Origin of the sequence: Chryseobacterium sp. (genome assembly GCF_019236175.1) — a bacterium.
GTDB lineage: Bacteria > Bacteroidota > Bacteroidia > Flavobacteriales > Weeksellaceae > Chryseobacterium.
Genome location: NZ_JAFAJM010000005.1, coordinates 109,854 through 129,601, shown reverse-complemented (window position 1 = coordinate 129,601; position 19,748 = coordinate 109,854). Strand labels below are relative to the sequence as shown.

General features: G+C 37.1%; 17 protein-coding genes and 2 tRNA genes. 9 read left to right on the top strand and 10 right to left on the bottom strand.

Annotated elements, in window-relative coordinates; genetic code table 11:
• Positions 1 to 106 precede the first annotated feature (106 nt).
• Entirely contained in the window at positions 107 to 451 is a 345-nt protein-coding gene (locus JO178_RS04750) for a TfoX/Sxy family protein (protein ID WP_291932442.1), read from the top strand.
• Between the two features lie 65 nt (positions 452 to 516).
• On the opposite strand, the gene JO178_RS04745 is transcribed toward JO178_RS04750, so the two are convergent.
• The 5 genes from JO178_RS04745 to JO178_RS04725 all read right to left on the bottom strand — a co-directional run bounded on the left by JO178_RS04745 (position 517) and on the right by JO178_RS04725 (position 6,712).
• The gene (locus JO178_RS04745) at positions 517 to 1,587 is read right to left on the bottom strand and encodes a nucleotidyltransferase domain-containing protein (RefSeq protein ID WP_291932439.1); all 1,071 of its coding nucleotides are present in this window, start codon (positions 1,585 to 1,587) and stop codon (positions 517 to 519) included.
• 79 nt (positions 1,588 to 1,666) lie between these two features.
• Positions 1,667 to 3,982 (bottom strand): glucosamine-6-phosphate isomerase, encoded by a 2,316-nt coding sequence (locus JO178_RS04740; RefSeq protein ID WP_291932436.1) that lies wholly within the window; start codon positions 3,980 to 3,982, stop codon positions 1,667 to 1,669.
• A gap of 240 nt (positions 3,983 to 4,222) precedes the next feature.
• Positions 4,223 to 5,599 (bottom strand): TROVE domain-containing protein, encoded by a 1,377-nt coding sequence (locus JO178_RS04735; protein WP_291932434.1) that lies wholly within the window; start codon positions 5,597 to 5,599, stop codon positions 4,223 to 4,225.
• 99 nt (positions 5,600 to 5,698) lie between these two features.
• A tRNA-OTHER gene (locus JO178_RS04730) sits at positions 5,699 to 5,830 on the bottom strand.
• A gap of 132 nt (positions 5,831 to 5,962) precedes the next feature.
• Complete coding sequence (locus JO178_RS04725; RefSeq protein WP_291932432.1) at positions 5,963 to 6,712, bottom strand: nucleotidyltransferase domain-containing protein; 750 nt, start codon at positions 6,710 to 6,712, stop codon at positions 5,963 to 5,965.
• Between the two features lie 240 nt (positions 6,713 to 6,952).
• Here JO178_RS04725 and cobT point away from each other — a divergent pair, with 240 nt between their 5' ends.
• Genes cobT through JO178_RS04710 form a run of 3 tightly spaced genes read left to right on the top strand, consistent with a single transcriptional unit; the run spans position 6,953 to position 9,279 of the window.
• Entirely contained in the window at positions 6,953 to 7,957 is a 1,005-nt protein-coding gene (cobT, locus tag JO178_RS04720; RefSeq protein WP_291932430.1) for a nicotinate-nucleotide--dimethylbenzimidazole phosphoribosyltransferase, read from the top strand.
• Positions 7,958 to 8,740 (top strand): adenosylcobinamide-GDP ribazoletransferase, encoded by a 783-nt coding sequence (locus JO178_RS04715; protein ID WP_291932428.1) that lies wholly within the window; start codon positions 7,958 to 7,960, stop codon positions 8,738 to 8,740.
• Positions 8,725 to 9,279, top strand: a complete 555-nt coding sequence (locus tag JO178_RS04710; protein ID WP_291932426.1) for a histidine phosphatase family protein — start codon at positions 8,725 to 8,727, stop codon at positions 9,277 to 9,279. Before JO178_RS04715 ends, JO178_RS04710 begins: the two co-directional genes overlap by 16 nt.
• Positions 9,280 to 9,386: 107 nt before the next feature.
• On the opposite strand, the gene JO178_RS04705 is transcribed toward JO178_RS04710, so the two are convergent.
• The 3 genes from JO178_RS04705 to JO178_RS04695 all read right to left on the bottom strand — a co-directional run bounded on the left by JO178_RS04705 (position 9,387) and on the right by JO178_RS04695 (position 12,969).
• Positions 9,387 to 11,141, bottom strand: a complete 1,755-nt coding sequence (locus tag JO178_RS04705; protein WP_291932424.1) for a hypothetical protein — start codon at positions 11,139 to 11,141, stop codon at positions 9,387 to 9,389.
• Positions 11,142 to 11,379: 238 nt separating this feature from the next.
• Positions 11,380 to 11,488: transfer RNA gene (locus tag JO178_RS04700), tRNA-OTHER, on the bottom strand.
• A 98-nt stretch (positions 11,489 to 11,586) separates the two neighbouring features.
• Positions 11,587 to 12,969 carry an RtcB family protein gene (locus JO178_RS04695; RefSeq protein WP_291932422.1) on the bottom strand — a complete coding sequence of 461 codons (1,383 nt, stop codon included), beginning with the start codon at positions 12,967 to 12,969 and terminating at the stop codon, positions 11,587 to 11,589.
• Positions 12,970 to 13,119: 150 nt separating this feature from the next.
• Here JO178_RS04695 and JO178_RS04690 point away from each other — a divergent pair, with 150 nt between their 5' ends.
• The 3 genes from JO178_RS04690 (at position 13,120) to JO178_RS04680 (ending at position 14,788) form a co-directional block, all read left to right on the top strand.
• Positions 13,120 to 13,455 carry a HopJ type III effector protein gene (locus tag JO178_RS04690; protein WP_291932421.1) on the top strand — a complete coding sequence of 112 codons (336 nt, stop codon included), beginning with the start codon at positions 13,120 to 13,122 and terminating at the stop codon, positions 13,453 to 13,455.
• Between the two features lie 70 nt (positions 13,456 to 13,525).
• Positions 13,526 to 14,545 (top strand): WYL domain-containing protein, encoded by a 1,020-nt coding sequence (locus JO178_RS04685; RefSeq protein ID WP_291932419.1) that lies wholly within the window; start codon positions 13,526 to 13,528, stop codon positions 14,543 to 14,545.
• A gap of 105 nt (positions 14,546 to 14,650) precedes the next feature.
• Complete coding sequence (locus tag JO178_RS04680) at positions 14,651 to 14,788, top strand: hypothetical protein (protein ID WP_291932417.1); 138 nt, start codon at positions 14,651 to 14,653, stop codon at positions 14,786 to 14,788.
• Positions 14,789 to 14,874: 86 nt separating this feature from the next.
• On the opposite strand, the gene JO178_RS04675 is transcribed toward JO178_RS04680, so the two are convergent.
• A complete protein-coding gene (locus JO178_RS04675) occupies positions 14,875 to 16,059 on the bottom strand; it encodes a DUF1501 domain-containing protein (RefSeq protein ID WP_291932415.1) in 1,185 nt (394 codons plus the stop codon).
• A gap of 44 nt (positions 16,060 to 16,103) precedes the next feature.
• A complete protein-coding gene (locus tag JO178_RS04670) occupies positions 16,104 to 17,483 on the bottom strand; it encodes a DUF1800 domain-containing protein (protein ID WP_291932414.1) in 1,380 nt (459 codons plus the stop codon).
• Positions 17,484 to 17,895: 412 nt separating this feature from the next.
• On the opposite strand from JO178_RS04670, the gene JO178_RS04665 reads away from it, so the two are divergent.
• Both JO178_RS04665 and JO178_RS04660 read left to right on the top strand, forming a co-directional pair.
• Complete coding sequence (locus JO178_RS04665; protein ID WP_291932412.1) at positions 17,896 to 18,459, top strand: hypothetical protein; 564 nt, start codon at positions 17,896 to 17,898, stop codon at positions 18,457 to 18,459.
• A gap of 115 nt (positions 18,460 to 18,574) precedes the next feature.
• Positions 18,575 to 19,624, top strand: a complete 1,050-nt coding sequence (locus tag JO178_RS04660; protein WP_291932410.1) for a glucokinase — start codon at positions 18,575 to 18,577, stop codon at positions 19,622 to 19,624.
• Positions 19,625 to 19,748 lie beyond the last annotated feature (124 nt).

Sequence of the window (19,748 nt, the reverse complement as noted above, 5' to 3'; positions counted from 1 at the left end):
TACTATTCTCAACTCATCTGTATGATCTGAGAAATCAAAATAACTTTAGTGGAGAAACATTTGAATACAATTTTTAAATAGCTTTGTTTCATAAAATAAACTCATCATGGCTTACAATACTGAATTAGCAGACAGGGTTCGTGAATGGCTTGCCCGGGCGGATGATATCCGGGTGGAAGAAAAGAAAATGTTCGGCGGACTGGCATTTCTGGTGAATGATAAAATGTGCATCAATATCAGTCACGACAATCTGATGTGCCGTTTTAATCCCGAAAAGGAAGAAGAAGTAGCTGAAAGAAAGGGATTTCTTCCTATGATCATGAGAGGAAAGCAATTAAAAGAATATTGTTATGTAGAACCTATCGGTTTTAAGAAATCTGAGGATTTTGAGTATTGGATGAGTATTTGCCTGGAGTATAACAAAATTGCCAAGGCTTCAAAGAAGAAGTAGGTTTGAGTGCTAGAGTGGGAGGTTACTGTTGTGGTTTCCCACTATTATTACTCATTATTTATTACTTATTGTTTATGATCTCCGTATAGTTTTTCTCTTATTTCGATCAGGATTTTGGTTGTTTTCTCCAAATCAGGAGAATTGGAGAGATCAGAGATAGAATGATGATGCTCTATGGAGGTAATCAAATCTTCAGCTTTTTGTATCACTGCTTCATAGGGCCAGTTTCCAGTCTTAATATCAAGCAGCTCATCCCGGTTTTCTACACGGATCTGGAGAGTATTGGTTTTAAAGATCTGCTCACAGGATTGCAGCAAACGGACGGTGTGCATCATATTCTTACTGTCGTAGTTCTGTCCATGCATTTGGTTGACATTATACCGCTCTTCATTGCGTTCCTCTACCCATTTCCAATATTCCCTGTAATCTTTACAGTAAGTGGAGTAGGCATCCAGGTTGCAGAACAGATAAGCTTCCGGTTTTTTCTCCTTCGAAACAGAAGATACGGAAACCTGATTAGCTTCTTCATGCTGAATAATTCCTTTATAACCCAATGTCTGGAAATCATCGTAAAATAAAGCAAACATTCCTTTGGTATGATCAATGCTTGTTAAACCGCATTTTTCCTGAACTTTTCCATTTTCCAACAGCCATTTTTTCAGAGGAACAGAACCTTGTCCATCCAGAATAAAGCAGAAGTCAAGAACAGATTTTCTTTCCTTCTCCACGGGATTTAATGTCTTTTTATTAAGACCTTTTGCCTTTCTGATCTGAGACACAGCATATCCGGCAAAGGTATCTTTGCATAGTTTAGAGAGGAAGTCTTCCGCTTTCAACAGATCCATCAGCGGGTGCTTATACAGAATACAATCTTCCGGACTTGCCAGAACTTCAAGTATATTGGGATTATTCTTTTGCAAAAGTTCCACGAACCTTCCGATTTCATAATAGGTAATATCATTCGTTTCATTGGAAATCTGAGGAATATAATTTAGTCCAAAGAAATCTTCTTTCGGAAGATAATATACCCCACGGATATCTGTATCCGAAGTTTCAGTAGCTAATCCGAAGGCGCGGCTTCCGGAGACGGCTTCAAAAAGAAGGAGATTTTTATCTTTTAAGTCTGGTATTGTCATGTATAATGCCGGAAACAGAGTCAGATTAAATATTTTGCTCCGTTTCCTAAGATATTTAATTGATGATTCAGATGTTTATTTACACCCCTTCTGTTGATTGTTCAAGCTCACGGGCTGACTGCAGGAATTCTTCCACATCCATTTCTTTAAAGAAAAGCAATCCATGAGTGGCCCGGAGCCGTGGACTGTCATTATCATAGAAATAAGGCTTTCCTAATATCAGCTGGGCAGCCTGGAGCTGTTCTACCCAGGTTTGTATGGAAAGATGGCTGAACTTTCCGTTATAGCGGTAGCTTGGGAAAGAAGCATTCACCTGGCTCAGATAACTATTGGTAAAACTTTCATCCATTGTACTCATTGCATTCAGTGATACCGGGAAAATATGAGTGACATCAGCTGCATTGAACTGATACCATACATTTCTGTAACCCCATATTTTAAGCCTGGAGAGATCTTTTTCTTTACTCCATTCCCGAACGGCTGCCGCAATGGCCTGTAATACTTTATAATGGGTATCAGGCCCGCTTCCTTCAGGATCAAATGCCAAACTTATTACCGTAGGGTTGATTGTTCTGAGCTCTTGCAGAATCGGGAATACATCTCTCTCTCTATTGGGTTTTTCAGTGAAAATAGCTCCGGTGTAAAAGCCAAGCCTCAGATGGGATACATTTTTTGTTCTGACCCCAAAATGAGCCCATACAAGTTCTTCCTCATATTCCCGGATCATTCCTTTTAAAATCTGAATCTTTGACTCCGGATTTTGTCCGTCATAACTGGATTGGATAACTGAAATAATTTCAATGATTCTTTCCTTTAATTCCTGTTTTGATTTCAGGTTCCAAAGCTCGGTAATATTCCTAACCATTCTGTGAGATACTGCTCTTGATCTTTCAGTTGTATTTTCAGAGGCAATATTGATGAGGTAATGATAAACATCCTTATCTCGTTTGTTTTTATATCCGGTTTCAAAAAAGTCGGGATAATTAAGCATTTCTACTTCTCCTTTTTCAATAAAAGAAAGCGTATCACTAAGGATTTCCGTTAAAAATTTATTGGTCACGGCTGTAAATCCTGATGTCAGTACGGAATAATGAGATTCATTAGTCTCATTACGGGACTGATAGTGAATGTAGGGTAACAGCCCCAGCGAAATATCATCATGGTGTGGCCCTGTATGATAAAAAACTTCATGAGTAAGCTGTTCCGTGCCCTTTTTTATCTTATTTGTAATGGAGGTGATTACAGACTCTGTCGTATTCTCATTAAGCCCGGGAATTAACCGGGTATACTGATCGGATTGCAGATCTTCCAGGGTAAGATGTTCAGCATATTTGTTGAGCTTTTGAGTCAGCTGCATGACTGCCTTATCTGTTTTTTCCTGAGACCAGTTTCCCGATTGGTAATAATCATCAATGAAATCATTAAGCATACTTGCTGCTCCGAGGGTAATATAAAATCTGCTGTTCGGAAGTTTTGAAAGAACGGATGCAGGGTATAGATTAGAGGGTGGAAGTTCCAAAGCATTTTTTATCATGGGAGCTTTGGCTTCTCCTGCTGCAAAAATAATGGCTACGGCATCTTTTTTATAGGTGATGGTTTCAAGTCCTATGGTAATTACAAGTCGTTCTCTGGAAATTTCAATTCCTCCAAGATCACCTGCAGCTACGGCTTGTGTTTCAAAATTTGTAGAAGTCAGGCGGGTCGTTGAAAAAGGATCGGAACCTTTGATATTGAAGGCAATATGTCCATCCGGCCCAATTCCTCCAAGAAAGAAACCGATTCCTCCCAGGTTGCGGATTTTTTGCTCATATTCCGAACACCAGTTATCAATGAGGAAAATAGATTCTTTCTGTAATTTTTCAAAAGAAGTCTTTGGCTCATAATATCTTAATTCAAGATTTACCTTGTGGTCGGGAAAAACTTCTTCAAAACTTTTTCCTTCAGCCAGAGGAATTTCATCACAATTGATCAGGATAGCATTTTCCCGTTTCAGTCCTAATCCCTCGATATAATATTTATTGACATAATGGTAGAAGCTATTGGCCTGAGATGATTTAATAGGGTAAAATTCATCAATCTGCACAAAATGAAGATCAGCCAAGGAGGGTTTGTAATTTCCTAAATGATGTTTTTTTCTAAGTTCAGTAATGTCCTCTTTTTCCCAGTTTTCAAGGATGTGCTTCGTCCAGTAAATAAAATATTCCGGAGTTTTTCCTGTAGGTAGACTGATAACTCCGTTGGGATTTTCAGATACCCATTCCAGAAACCGAAAGGCTGTCAGCATTCCTAAATTAGGAAAATTATCAACAGCAATATAAGGGATGTTGGTTTTGCTGTTTCTTGAAAGATCTGTTACAAATGATTGTTCTACCGGCGTGAAGTTTTTGTTTTCCATTGTATATTTTTTGATAAGGCAATTTAAAGGTATAATAAATTATTCATTTACAATACCATCTCTGATGGTACTTCAGAATAAATAATAGTTAAAAAATAAAATGCCAATTTGAGATAAAAATATAAATCTTAACAAATTAGAAGGGAGTAAGACAGGTTCGTACTCGAAAGAAGATGAAGCTTTTATTGTTTAATTCCTGAACGGTCATTTTTTTTAAAATTGAAAAAGCTCCGGAAAGGCTCAGCTTTCCAGAGCTTTGATATAATGAAATACTTTATCACTCCATCCATTAATTTCTGCAGTCCAGTTTCCGGTTTTTATCCCGTGGGTATGGGTAGAAATATCAATGATATAAGAGGTTTTATAAGGTGATGTATCCGGTTTTTTATCAGAACCATAATACGCATCAATGTCCTGACTATCGGAAATAACGACCAGTCTTTCGGTATCCTGTGCATAGCCTTGATTTTTCAGCCATTCACATAACTGATGGGTAAATATACCGCCACCGCCTAATTCAGTATAAATCTTTCTGTAGCTATCAAATAAACGGAGACCTTTCCCTTGATTCCAGATCATATGTTTTCCTTTTCTCTCTCCGTCATTACCTGCCGTAAATACCAGAATCAGATCTTCAAAGATATAGGAACCTGCGGCTGCCATAGCAAATGCAAGATCCATTCTTGAAAATTTTGAATGAGAAGATGTGACCTGTCCCATACTTCCTGATACATCAATAGCAAGAATCGTTTTTCCTTTTATTTTTTCACCTGCAAAACAATTTTTCATAGCTCTGTCGATATCTTCTGTATATTCACTGGCATTTCTCTGGGCAGCCAGAAAATTAAGAGGTGTTAACCAGTGGCTTCTGACCTGTGAAATAGCCGTGCTGATATTTTCTTTTGATAATCCCGCTTCGGTCATATTTCTAAGATTTCTCAGAATCGCCAGTGCGCCCAGACTTTTTTCAGAAATCATCCTTTCAAAGGTTTCCTTTTTACCGGCACCCTGAGATAAGGCTGTTTCCCATGTGTTGGCTGGCTGTAAGGTATTTGCTACAAGATCTTTCAACGCTTTTTCATTTTTATCTGTAGGTTTTGGATGAACCATGTTGACAACATCTATCAGTGATAATGCCATATTAGTCTTTTTATATTTAGAAATCTGATATTCATCATACTGGTCAAATGCTTTTGCCAGACCTTTTTTGATAGGCTTAGACATTTTATAAGAACCATTTCTCACTTTCAGCATCTGAAGCAGATCTATGGTCATATCCGGTCTGTTGGCAATTTTTGCAATAGCCTCCTTAACAGAAATACCATGAATTTCGTGTGCGAGAATAAGCAACCATAACGGAGTATGTCTTAATTTTTGCTCAAAACGACATTCTATAGCCAGTTGAATAATTTTTTCACCATCTACTTTATAACACAGATCTTCTATCTGCTTCATAATATCATCAGCAGACTGGTAATAATCAGATTCAAAAAGAAGATTGGCCAGGGTCACTCTTCTTAGTAATTCATAGTCGGAATATTGTCCGGCATTATCTGTCAATTTTCCGGCAATAAAGCCGAAGCCGAACCCAGTTTTTTTTGTGTTAAATTTTGACATTGCTTTAGTTTTTTACATTCATAAAAGAAGCGGTTAAAAACTGATTAAGGTGTTTTTTGTGTGAATCGAAGTAACCTAAATCTCACACCGCTTCAATAGGGAGGCTGGCCGGACTCGAACCGGCGTCCCACGGCTAACATGCGAAGTAACTTTATCATCACACCTGTATCACACAGATTAAAACCTAATAAAGTATTTTTACGTTGCTCTAACCAACTGAGCTACAGCCTCCATTTTGATAATGCAAAGTAAATAACGTGGTACGCAGTCTTTTTGCGTAGATTGAGAAATATTTACTTTAAAAAAAAATAACCGGCAAATAAGTTTGCCGGTTTTATATTTCTCATTATATATTCTTTAACTTTAAAGGGCTACTATTTTTCTAAAAACCCTTTCCATTTCTGTTTTATCAGCCTTACTTCCTTTAAGGTTCTTTGATCTTTCCTCGTTTTCAGCGATTGTTTTCTCAAGAAATCCAAAAAGTTTCCAGTCATTCGGATGATAATAACTTTCTCCTTTGGTAGCTTTTAAGGTGACAAGATCTTCTATTGTTGCTTTGGTTTCAGCATCCACTAAAACAAGCAATTCACTGAACAATACCGGTGGAACAGTTTCTTTCTCTATGATCCATTTTCCGGTCAGTGTAGTTCGGAGGCAATAAAAATAACTTTTTAATTTCACCTCATCCGCTCTACAGGCTTCCAGATATTTTTTGCTCATACTTAAATAATGATAAGAAACGGCTATCGGAGAAAAACACGCATCGGCTAAAGGCCCGAAAAGCGCGGTAAACCTTGTGTTTTCTTTATAAACGATAGGAGAGTAGAACCAGCTTAGTAATGCGGCATTCGATTTCAGCAGAAGATGGAAAGTCTTCCTCAGGTCCCAGCCGGAACCATCCAGATCATCCTCTGTCATGAATTCGATGGTTTCATCCTTATCCCATGGTGAAAGATACCAGTCCTTTTCATGGCGGTATATGAATCGTATATCATAATCACTGTCTGGAGACGCAAAATCCCATGCACGGCTTCCGGATTCAACGGCAAGTAGTACTTCTATACCCCTTGCGGTTTCCACTTCTTTTATCTTTTCTACTATTTTTGATGTCATTGTGTTCAATTTTATAATGCAAAGTAAATTGGATGGTGCGCAATGTTCTTACGTAGGTTTTTTGAGTTTGAGAGTGATAAGTTCAAAGTTTAATGTTTAATGTTTAATGTTGGCGGGCATTAATAGGCTCAATATCTAAAATCCGGGATTTTTGTCTCTCATCTCTTCATCCATTACCCAGAATATCCCTTATTTTACTAATATTGCACTTTCTCTATTTAACATAACTACTTTATATCCATGTTGACAACAGAATTACAGCATAAAATTGATTGTAAAACAAAACCTTTAGGGGCATTAGGACATTTGGAACATCTTGCACACAAAATAGGAATGGTTCAAAATACAACTTCTCCAAAGCTTTCAAATCCTCACCTGGTGGTTTTTGCTGCCGATCACGGGATTGCAACGGCAGGAGTAAGTGCCTATCCACAGGAGGTAACCTATCAGATGGTAATGAATTTCCTGGGTGGAGGGGCTGCTATTAATGTGTTTTGCAGGCAGCATGGTATTGACATTAAAATTGTGGATGCAGGAGTCAACTTTGATTTTCCGGCCGGACTGGACTTAATTGATAAAAAGGTTAGAAAATCCAGTCGTAATATGCTGGAAGAACCGGCTATGACTCCAGATGAATATCAGCTGGCTTTGCAAAACGGGAATTCGATAGTTGCTGAAATTGTAAAAACAGGATGTAATATCATTGGATTTGGCGAAATGGGAATCGGAAATACATCTGCTTCTTCACTGATGATGAGTAAATTATTTGATCTGCCGGTTAAAAGCTGTATAGGACGCGGAACAGGTATAAATGATGATCAGTTACAGAATAAAATCAATGTTTTAACGCAGACAATAGAAAAATATCCGGAGATTAAGGATGTGGATGAAATTGCCCGGACATTTGGAGGATTAGAAATTGTCCAGATGATAGGAGCTATGGAAGAGGCTTTTCGTCAGAATATGCTGATTATGGTTGATGGATTTATTGCTACCGTTGCCGTTGCCACTGCCTGGATAAAGAATCCTGACATTCTGAACAATTGTATCTTCTGCCATATGAGTGATGAAAAAGCACATCTTCAGCTGCTGGAAGTAATGGAGCAAAAAGCTTTGTTACACCTGAATTTACGCTTAGGAGAAGGAACAGGCTGTGCGTTGGCATATCCGCTTATTCAAAGCGCGGTAAATTTCCTGAATGAAATGTCCAGTTTTGAAGATGCTCATGTTTCAAATAAAGAATAAATGAAGACCCTAAAGAATGAATTGATTTACTTAGCGACAGCGCTGATGTTTTTCACCAGAATTCCAGTTCCGTTTACCATTCCGTATTCCGGTGAGATCATGAATAAATCTCAGAAATATTTTGCCTGGGTCGGGTTGTTGGTAGGAATAATTAATGCAATGATCCTTTATCTTTCTACGTTGCTTTTTAATCTGGAAATAGGTATTGTTGTTATGATGATTTCCAGTGTTTTACTGACCGGTGCTTTTCATGAGGATGGCTTTACAGATATGTGTGACAGTTTCGGGGGCGGATACGGAAAGGAGAAAATCTTAACCATTATGAAAGACAGCAGAGTAGGAGCCTACGGTACGATCGGAATTATTTTATTATTTGCTTTAAAATTTTTCAGCATTCAGGCTTTGGGAACGGTTGATTTAACGAAAACTCTGGCCGTTATTATACTCGCACATTCTTCAAGTCGTTTTATTTCCGGAACCATGATTTATACCCATCAGTACGTAACGGACATTGATGTAAGCAAGTCAAAACCTCTGGCAAATAAACCATTGGATGGAATAGCTTTACTGGTTGGCTTTATCAGTGTTTTTATAGCTTTCACCCTGATTCCGGACTGGCGTTTGATTTTTGCCTTTGCTTTGGCTTATATTGGTAAAATATATTTGGGATGGTATTTTAAAAAGCACATCGGAGGCTATACCGGAGATTGTCTGGGAGCGGTTCAGCAGGTGTGTGAAGTTTTATTTTATTTAGGAACAATGATCGTATGGAAATTCATCTGATCCGTCATACCGCAGTAGAAAATCCTGAAAATCTATGTTATGGATTTGCAGAAATGCCTTTACGGAAGGAATATGCAGGAGATTTCAAAAAATTAAATCTGACCGGGGATTTTGACCTTGTCATTTCAAGCCCTTCTCAGCGCTGCAGACTTCTTGCAGCATTTGTAAGCCCGGATTATACAACTGATGAAAGAATTCGGGAGATGAATTTTGGAAACTGGGAACTGAAGAAATGGACAGATATCCCGGAAGAAGAAATCAATCCCTGGTACGAAGACTTTATCAATATAAAAGCTTCCGGTGGTGAAAACCTTCTTGAAATGAAGGCCCGTGTACTTGATTTCTGGGATGAACTGACGGCTAAAAAAGATACTGAAAAGGTTCTTATTATTGCCCATGCCGGAGTAATCCGTCTGGTTCTGCAGGCTGTATTACAATTTCCATTGGAGAATATGTTCAATATTCAGATTGATTACGGAAAAAAAGTGATTATTGAAGGTAAGGAGGATTACTTTTTTATTAAAACAGTGAATGTTTGATACATATTTAATGTAAAAAATAAATCCGCATTTTCTTTGAAATTTATGAGAGATAAAATTGCTTGCTAGAAGAAAAACGCCATTCAAAAATTTTGAACAGCGTATTTTTATTTAAAAACTTTAATGAAGCTGTCTTTTTCCAGATCTTCCAGTGAAAAATCAAAATCTGCTTCCGTTTTTTCTGTAACAATCTCTGCTCCCAGCTCTTTGATCAATTCATTAAAGGAGACCGCTCCATACCATTGCTGATACAATGCACTTGTTGCCATTGCAGATACCTCTGTATTTCCTGAAACATGAGAATGACCCGCTCCGAAATTCAACAGTACGAAACATTGCTTTTCGTTTTTTGTAACCAGCATTCCCAGAATCATTTGTTTCTGAACAGAGTTGCATCTGGCTTCAGCAAAGAGATTGTTAGGATTCATCATATAGTCGTAGGAAATACTATCTCCTTTTCCGATCACAATCTTATATCCACAGTTGACATCTCCGCTGAAGACGTTGTTCATAACAAGTGTTGGTGCACAATGCCCTTTATTGGCGTAAAGATATTCAACGGCACCATGAGGGGCCGATGTCATATCTCCGGAGTACATCAGCTGTCCGTTACCGTGATTATAGGCCGCATTCCAACCTATTTTTCCTTCGATATTCAATCCTGAAAGGTCAAGGTCACGGGCACCCCACCGATCTTCCCAATAGATACCTACGGCCAGTCTTTCGCCATAAAAGCGGGTTCCGGTAGGAATATTTCCCACAAACATTTTTTCAGAAGTAGGCAATGCAAATTCTACATTCTTTGGAAAATAGAATTTCTTTCCGGAAAGGTTTTCATATTTCAGTTTCAGAAAATCTAAAATAAAATCATAGTTGAGTTGACTCACGTAAGTTTCCTTCCCCTTTTTCACCCAGGATTTTCCGTTTCGGACTCTGTACACAAAAGTATCCTGACCATACATTCTGGAGTAACATGCTGACAATGCTTTAAATAACGCAAACGGTGTCGCATTTTCCAGCCAATGCCAATCGCTGTTTTCCAATAATGTATTGGTAGCATCGTTCAACGGATTTGATATCAGTGGTTTATGATGTGTCTTGGACAGTTTTGAAATTGTATTGATCGCTTTGGGGGCTCTGTTTTTATACGCAAGAAATAACGGTTTAAATCTGTTGAAAATTTCAGCCATTTTTTCCATTCCAAAGCTGTCAAACAGATAAGTCGGATTGAATTTACTTTGTTTAATTAATTCAATTAAATCATCGTTTTTGATTAAAAGCGTTGTATGAGTTGTTTTGTAAATCACATAACGGAAAAACTCAACAGGATTTTCAGGGTAGATTTCATAGAGATCCGCTATTTTTATAACAGCTTCTTTATTTCTGATATTTTCTTTTCCTGTAAAATCATATTCCAGCTCCGTATGTAAAATAAAAAGCAGATCATCAATAGTTTCTTCTTTTAAGGCAATGCCTGATCTTAAAAGAGAAAGACATTTTTCCTGCATATCCTCTACCGTGTATGCTTTGATGACTTTAAAAATCATCTTCATATCCGGAACATTTAATATCTCATCCGGAATATAAATTTCATTTTGAAAATCGCTTCCGTATGTTGAAATATAATGATTGATCTGTTCAAAAAATAAATCAATTCTTGGAGTGTTTTTTATTTTCTCCCAGGATTTATGAAAGGTTTTATTCAAATCATTTCCATTTAATTTTTCCTTTGCATAATAAGAAATGATCTCTTTTTTTGCCCATAAAGCATCTGGTTCAATAATAAAACCATGATCAGAGATAAATGGCTTTTCATCTGATTTTCTAGCCAATACAGCGTTGAATAATTGTAATGTTTTCATTGTTTTTAGTTTAAAAAATAAGTGAGGAGTAGATTCATTAAAAGTGAAGGTGTATAGGAACTCCTTTTACCTATAATTTATAAAAAGCGGGGAGTAATTTATCCAAAAAATATAGGAACTCCCTTTGCCTTATAATTTGTAAAAAGCGGAAAGTAATTCTAACATATAGGAACTTTCTGTGCTTAGTTTTTTAACGAATGAAAATGAATAGAATAATATAGGCATTTTCATCGTATTGAGGAGCAGACAGGGCTCGAACCTGTGACACACAATTGGGATTCATAGGAACTTTATTTTGCCTGCAGCGAAAAGTAATTTTGTTGCTCTACCATCTGAGCTACTGCTCCTGCCATTATGAGAAAAGTTTTCATGAACCTTACAGGCTTTTATACCTGCAAGGCTGGTTATTCGTTTTTTTGAAAACCTGCTCGGTTTGTTATTAAAATTATGCTTTTTTGTATTTTTTCTTTTTCTTCCATGGTGCATTTTTCTGAACGTCACCTGCCATGATACATCCGTAAGGCATCACTTCATCCAGTACTTCACAAAGGCCATATTCTTCAATCTGGGCTCTCACATTGGCAGCACTTTTATAAGCGCTTGGCAGCTCGGAAATATCAATTTCATTGGAATAGAACCGGATATCCAGTCCTGCCGTTTCCTCATTGAAAATCTCTTCCGTGGTTTTATGTGCCATGGATTTTTTATGCTGACTTCTGCTGAAATTTCTTCCTGCTCCGTGTGGCGCAAAGCCAAGATTTCTTTCAGTTGTTTTTCCCTGAACAATTAATACCGGTTCAGCCATATTCAGCGGAATCAGTCTTGGCCCTGTGATATCAGGCATAAACTTATCATCCAGTGGAGTTGCTCCTTTTGCATGATAGAACAGATCTCCATCTTTGAAAACAAAATTATGTTCATTCCAATATCTGTTTTCTTTCTCTATTTCCAGTTTGTTCAATACAGCATCATGAATATTCGTATGGTTTTCCTTCGTCCATGTTCTTATCAACTGAAGAGCTTCCCAATATGATTTTCCTTCTTCAGTTTCATAAGGAATCCATGCATTCTCTTTTAATGTTTCTGGAGAAATATCCTGTCGGAAACGGTTAGCTACCTTCATTCCTTTATCATATAATGCAGCACCCGGTGCTCTGGAACCATGGTGAGTAACCATCATGGTATTCCCTGTATTTTCAGACACTCCTACAAACAGAAAATGATTTCCGTCTCCCTGTGTTCCCATATGAGAACGGGCAATGCTGATCAGTTTTTCATCATTTAAGAAATCGTTTTCTCTGAAAGCATCCATTAATTCCTGAGACATAGGCATTTGCTCACCTCTGGGTCTTCCGCCATATCCGAAATGTGTTACAGAATGAGCCGCATCCAGTACATCTTTAGGATGCGCTTTCCCAAAATCTGTCAGCATTACGGAACAACAGATATCGGCACTATGGAATCCCGGGTGAATTGCATTTTGAGCAACCACAACACCACCTACCGGTATTTGTCCTTCGGGACCTGTAGGACAGGCATCGGGCATCAGAGCTCCGCCAACCAATGTCGGGGTTTTCATCAAAACTTTCATCGTTCGGATTACTTTTTCTACATTGTCATTTTCACTTTCATGTTCAGCCCTGATATTGATCACAAAATCCTTAGCCGTTTCATGAAGAGGAATAAAGTCCGGCTGTTTAAACTGCTCCAGATATTCTTTTATCTGAAATTCATTCAGATTATTTTCATTGATATAATGAAGAGCATCTTTAAACCATTTCGCAGGTCTGTACCCTAATTCGAGTAAGTGATTTCCGCTATATTCCATTTGTTTTTCATTTTGTTGATGCAAAGTAATTAACTTATTGCGCAATAGTTTTGCGTAGATTTATTTTTTTTAATTATTTTTACAAAATAAAAAGACCTTTTTTTAAAAGTGTTTTTGTATAAAAGAGTATAGTATTAAAAATCAACACGTATGAAACTGCTGGAACAACTAAAGCATTTCCCTGAAACCATACAGTTCAGTGAAGTTATTGCACATATCGACGAAAATTACAATTTTTTTCCTACCGCATTTAAAAACGGAAACATAAGAAATGAAGAAGGGCAGAATAATGGCTCATGTAAAATATTAGGTTTTGCCCTTTACCATGGATTAACCAGGGAACAAACACTTCCTCTCTTCGGTGAATTCTACAGAGAAGATGTTTTAAAACATCCTGACGGAACAGATCATCAGAATATCAGAAACTTTATGGAGTTCGGATGGAAGGAGGTCTCTTTTGAAGGTGATCCTCTTACAGAAAAATAATTTTCAGACAAAAAGGCAATAGTACAGCATACGGATTGCCTTTTTGCTATCTATAAAAAAAACTAAAATCATGTCGTCCAATAAAAATGCACTTATCCGCTATAAAACATTAGACAGGTGTCTGAAGAACAAATACAGGAGATTTACCCTGGAAGATCTTATTGATGAATGTTCTGAAGCTTTGTTTGAATTTGAGGGCAAAGAATCTTATGTCAGCAAAAGAACGGTTCAGCTTGATCTGCAGAATATGCGCAGTGAGAAATTCGGTTATGAAGCACCCATTGAAGTCTATGAACGAAAATATTACCGTTATAGCGATCCTGATTACAGTATCCATAATATTTCAGTAAATGAGAGTGACCTGAAAGCCATGAATAATGCCGTTCAGATCTTAAAGCAGTTCAAAGATTTTTCTATGTTCAAAGAAATGAACGGAGTTATTCAGAAACTGGAAGACTCTATTCATGCAACCAGTCAGAAGTCTATTATTCATCTGGATAAAAATGAGCAGTTGAAAGGATTGGAACATATTGATATTTTATATGAAAGTATTTCGAATAAGAAAGGGCTGAAAATCTTATATAAAAGTTTTACCGCAAGAGAGTCTAATCTGTTTACCGTGCATCCTCAGTTGTTAAAAGAGTTTAATAACCGCTGGTTTCTGATCTGTCTTTATAAAGGAAAAATGTACAATCTGGCACTCGATAGAATGGAAGAGATCGAAATCGATGAAACACTTCAGTATATCGATAAGGAGCTGGACGGAGATGATTATTTTAAAGATATTGTAGGCGTTACTGTTTCAGAATCTTTGGAGCCCAGAAATATTGTTTTTTGGGTGGATTCAGGAAATGCTCCCTATGTAAAGACAAAACCCTTGCATAAAAGCCAGGAGATCATTGATGAAGATCCTGAAGGAACATTGTTTAAAATCCGGGTTCAGATTAATTACGAGCTGGAAAGACTGCTGCTGGGTTTCGGAGAATCTTTAATTGTTCATAAACCCAGAAAATTACGAATGAAAATGGAAGAGAAGTTCAATGCAGGGAGTAAAAATTATCAGAATCTGATGGTTCCTGATGAAAATTAACGCATTTGTTGTTAAGGTAATCTGATCAACGTAAAAAATAATCAGCCCGCATTTATTTTTTATCTTGGCTTGGAAATTGCATTGATATATCAACAAAATCACCATATGAAATCAAGAATATTTAAAGCATTAATTGCAATTATAGCACCTCTGGCGATAGAATATATCGTAAAAAAAATATCTGAAAAAATAGATAAAAAAGAAGAAGAGAAAGAAAAAAAGCAGATTACTGCATCAACGTAAAAGTAGTTAGAATTTAAAATTGTTGAAAGAGACTGTCGTAGGATAACGTTCAGTCTCTTTTTTATGAATTTTTCCCTCGTATTGGGCTACACAAAATCGTAGATGCCGTTTTTCCAGCCCAATACCTTAGATGAATCCGCCTGAAGCCAGTTTTTCAGAATAGTGGCATATACCTTTCTGAAATCCTCAGTATAAATAAGATCTCCTTGATTAAGGTTTTGCAGATTCGGAAGAGCATTCAGAAGTCCTTTCTTTTTTAGATTTCCACTGATGAAAAACATTTGATTAGCTGTTCCGTGATCAGTACCATTGCTGGCATTCTGAGCGACACGGCGACCAAATTCAGAAAAAGTCATTAACAGGATATTATTGAACAAACCGTTACTTTTCATATCCGTTACGAAAGATTTTACGGCTTCATTAATGTCACTGAATAGTTTTTGCTGTCTGTCATTCTGATTGACATGAGTATCAAAACTTCCGACAGATAAATAGTAAACCTGAGTATTAATATCAGATTTTATCAGTGAAGCAACCGTTTTGAAATCTTTTCCCAGCTGAGAATTAGGATAGGTCTGCTCTGTCTTTTTGGCCTTGCTTTTTTCAAAAATATAACCGGCATTATTAATAGTAGAGCCCAATGTCTGATAAAGATAAGAGACGGTTTCATCATCGTGATGGTGATCGTACAGAGATTTAAAATATTTCTCCTGGCTGGTTTCGTACAATCTTTTTGGATCTTTGAACGCAAATGCTTTATTTTGATCTCCCTTAAGCGCAAGACTCAGCATGTCATCTACTTCCAAAGCCTGAGTAGGGTGTTCACAGCGATAGCATTCTTCATCTAAAAAACGGCCCAGCCAGCCTGTTTCCAGAAACTCATCACTTTTGCTTGCAGATTGCCAGATATCCATACTTCGGAAATGAGATTTGTCAGGATTGGGATAGCCGACATTGTTCATGACGGAAAGCTCTCCGCTATCAAAAAGTTCTTTAAAGTAAGAAAGCGAAGGGTTAATTCCTGCTTCATCAGTCAGAGACAGAGAATTCTGAATGGCCAGCGTTTTTCTTTCCCTGAAATAAATGTCATTTTTAGCCGGAATAATAGTGTTTAATCCGTCATTTCCCCCTGTAAACTGAAGAACAATCAGAATGTTCTGATGAGGGTTTAATGCCTCGTCCAATGTCATGGATTTTAGAAAACTAGGCATTAGCAGGGAAGCGGTTGCCAGTGAACTTATTTTGAGAAACTCTCTTCTTTTGATTAGCATAGTCTTGGATTTAGGGGATCGTTATAAAGTTTGTAGCTGAGGTTTTACATTAATTGATATTCAGGAGTTGACATCAGATTAATAACATTCATTTTGGTTGTTTTATCAGAGAAATTGCTGACCGTATTCATATCCAGGCTTTGCGGATTCTGAATCAGATAGTCTTCGCAGTTTTTATGAGCGAAAATCAGGTCTACCCGGTCCCAGTCTATGGTAATATTAGGGTTTTTAAATGCTTTATTTAAAGCATTTTCTTTGGATTTCATCCCCATATCAATATCATCATCCGGTCTTGGGCTGTATTCCAGTGGGCGCAGTCCGGACCAGATCTGCGGAACCTGAAGCCGCAGCATAAGGGTAGAACTGTCAATCCAGGATTTTCCATTGGGCCATCCTGCAACATTGGGTGGGTAAAGCAGCATCTGTCCTAATAATTTTTGATAAATGATGAGGTTTTCAGGATTTTGGATGTGCATCGGAAGTATCCGCATAATCCCGGCCATAAGTTCCACGGGCGACTTGATCCGGGTTCCGATATTTTTCGGATCATAGAACCACGAGCTGGAAAATATTTCTGTCATCAGCTTCTTAATATCATATCCTGAATGGTAAAAATTCGTACTTAATGTGCTGACGATGTCATGATCCACCTTTTCATTGACAAAAAATTTATACAGTTTAGTGGTAATAAATATCGCAGTGGCCTTTTGATCCAGAATAATATTCAGAACATCACTGCCGTCGAAATTTCCTGTTTTTCCTAAAAAAGTTTTAGAGCCTTCATCATGCAGGTTTTTTCTTTCTTTAAAATTCCCTTCTTTATCATAGCTCCATCCCGTAAATGCTCTGGCTCCTTCTCTTACATCCGTTTCAGTATAATTTCCTCTCCCCATGGTAAAGAGTTCCATTACCTCACGGGCAAAATTTTCATTGGGGTGGTCTTTTTTATTCTGCTGGTTGTTTAGAAAGTTCAGCATAGCAGGAGACTGGCTCACTTCAAAAAGGAGTGTCTTAAAATTTCCAAGGGCATTCTTGCGGATTGTATTTAAAAGTTGCCTGTTGAATTTTGGATTGACGACTCTTGATGCAAAATGCCCATGCCAGAAAAAAGCCATTTTCTCTCTAAGCTGCTCTTTGCTGTTAACCATTTTATCCAGAAAATTCAGGTTGAGTTCATTATTCTGATCCCTGTTGAGTTGTTGCATTTCCTTTTTCTTTTCTGCCGGAGCAGTGCTGTTCATATAATCTGCAGTGGGATCAATATCCGGAGTATCATAAGTGATTTCGGTAAAACCGTCTTCTTTAAATAATTCATTAATCAATGTTTTAATGTTTTTATTTTTCAAATCATTGATTTGATTAATTCCAATTCCGAACCCGGCACGCCAAAGAAGATGTTTGTTTTTTGATAATGAATCAGCCATTGTGAGAAGGTTTATTTTTTTGATGTATTTTGAATAAAAAGGTTAAAATAATAACGAGTTAAGGATTGTTAATATTATTTTCTTTTCATAAAGATACGGAGAGAAACAGTCTGATTATGAATCTATATAATAACAGGCAATCTTTGATAACGGACTAGGAGAGGAGTCAGCTTAAAGATGAATGTGTTTTCTGCCTCCGGAAGATTTTGAAACTTCCAATAAGTTAAGTGTAATTCACTTTTCGGAATGAATTTTTGATAATTTTTGTTAAACAAACATTTAAAAAATGTTAAAATTAATTCATTGTAAATCATTATTTTATGTATTTTTTGAATGTTAAAATAGAAAGAAAAGCTTTCCTTGGCATGATTTTTACATCTCACTTGCTTAGTAAAATTTAAAAATTAGAGTTATGAAAATGTTTAAACAGGCAATATTACTGGCTGGAATTTTAACAGCAGGAATAGCAAGCGCACAGGATTCTAAAATGAACAATATGATCAAAGTGGGCGCAAATGTTGGTTTAGCAGTTCCCTCAGATAACCTTTCTGCTGCCGTAGGCGTAGATGTGTCTTATCAGAATCTTATTACTCCAGGGTTTGGATTGGGTATTGCATCAGGATATACTCATTATTTCGCAAAAAACAATAACGGTTATAATAATAATGATGTAGGGGTGATCCCTGTAGCGGCATTGGTAAGAATCTATCCAAAACAAACCGGATTTTATTTCGGAACGGACTTAGGATACGGGTTCCTGGTTGGAGACAAGCAGGTAGCTTCCAATACGAATCTTGAGAGAGCAAGCGGAGGTTTCTACCTTAAACCGGAGATCGGATACCACAACAGAGACTGGAACTTCTTCGTACAATACCAGAAGGTTTTTGTAGGAACAAAAGGAGATTTGCCAGGTCAGGACTACAATGTGGGGAATATCGGTGTTGGATTCGGATATAATATTCCATTAGGAAAGTAGTTAGATTTATATATAAACAATTATTAACCAAACCTTTTCACTTTTGTGAGAAGGTTTTTTTCTTCTCTGCAGGATTTACAAAAACAATTGTTTATATTTGGTAAAATTTGAGGTTATGATTCTGAATCCAAAATTTCCGCTTTATTTACCAGGAGTAGAGAACAGTAATAATGATAATGTTTCCATCATTGGAGCAAGTCTCCGTGAAGACATCACAATCTTAGGCTATTTTGTTTCCAGTAACGGAGGTCTTGAGATAAAAATTCAAAATACATATTCAACTAAGGAATATGCTTCTTTTAATGAAATTCTGAAAAAATTTATTCAGGATAATCAACTTGAAAATGTAAAACGTTTGGGAATGGCTGTGCCGGGTCCGGTACTTGACGGAAAAAGCAATCCCGCAAGATTAGGCTGGAATCTGGATATTCAGGAATATACAAAAGATTTCGGGTTTGAAAAAGTAGAGATGCTTAATGACCTGGAAGCTTCTGCATACGGTATGGCTCTTCTGGAGGACAATGATCTTGAAGCGATTTATACAAGCGGTCATCTTGAAAAAGGAAATGTAGCGATCCTTGCTCCGGGAAATGGACTGGGAGAAGCCGGATATTTCTTTGACGGAAAATATTTAAGACCTTTCGCAACAGAGGGTGGGCATTCTGAGTTTTCACCAAGAACCAACGTAGAAGTAGAATTTTACCAGTTCTTAAATAATATCTATGGAATCGTAAGCTGGGAAAATGTCCTTTCCAAATCAGGTTTATTCAATATCTACAGGTTCTTAAGAGATGTAAAAAGACATCCGGAACCGGAATGGTTGGGAGAACGTCTTGCGGGTGGAAACTTCGCAGAAGAACTTTATAAAGCAGCTGTAGAAGATAATGTCCTGATCTGTAGAATTGCTCTGGATACTTTCCTTGAGTTTTTAGCAAGAGAAGCTAATAACCTTACATTAAAACTGAAGGCTACAGGAGGACTGCTGATTTCAGGAGATATTCCCCAAATGGTCAGAGAATATATCGATAAGGCCAAGTTCTACGAAAAATTCAAGATCAGTGATAAAATGGAAGGAATGTTAAAGAATATTCCGATCTATCTGGTCAAACAAAATCATACAGCATTAAAAGGAGTGGCATTATACACTGCTTATTATCAACAATAAAATAAAAAACTCCGGAGAAACCCGGAGTTTTTTTATGGATGATATTATTCATAAAAATAATTACTTTTCTTGATATACATCAATGAAATCTATCAGATAAGATGGCTACCTTTGTGATATCAAA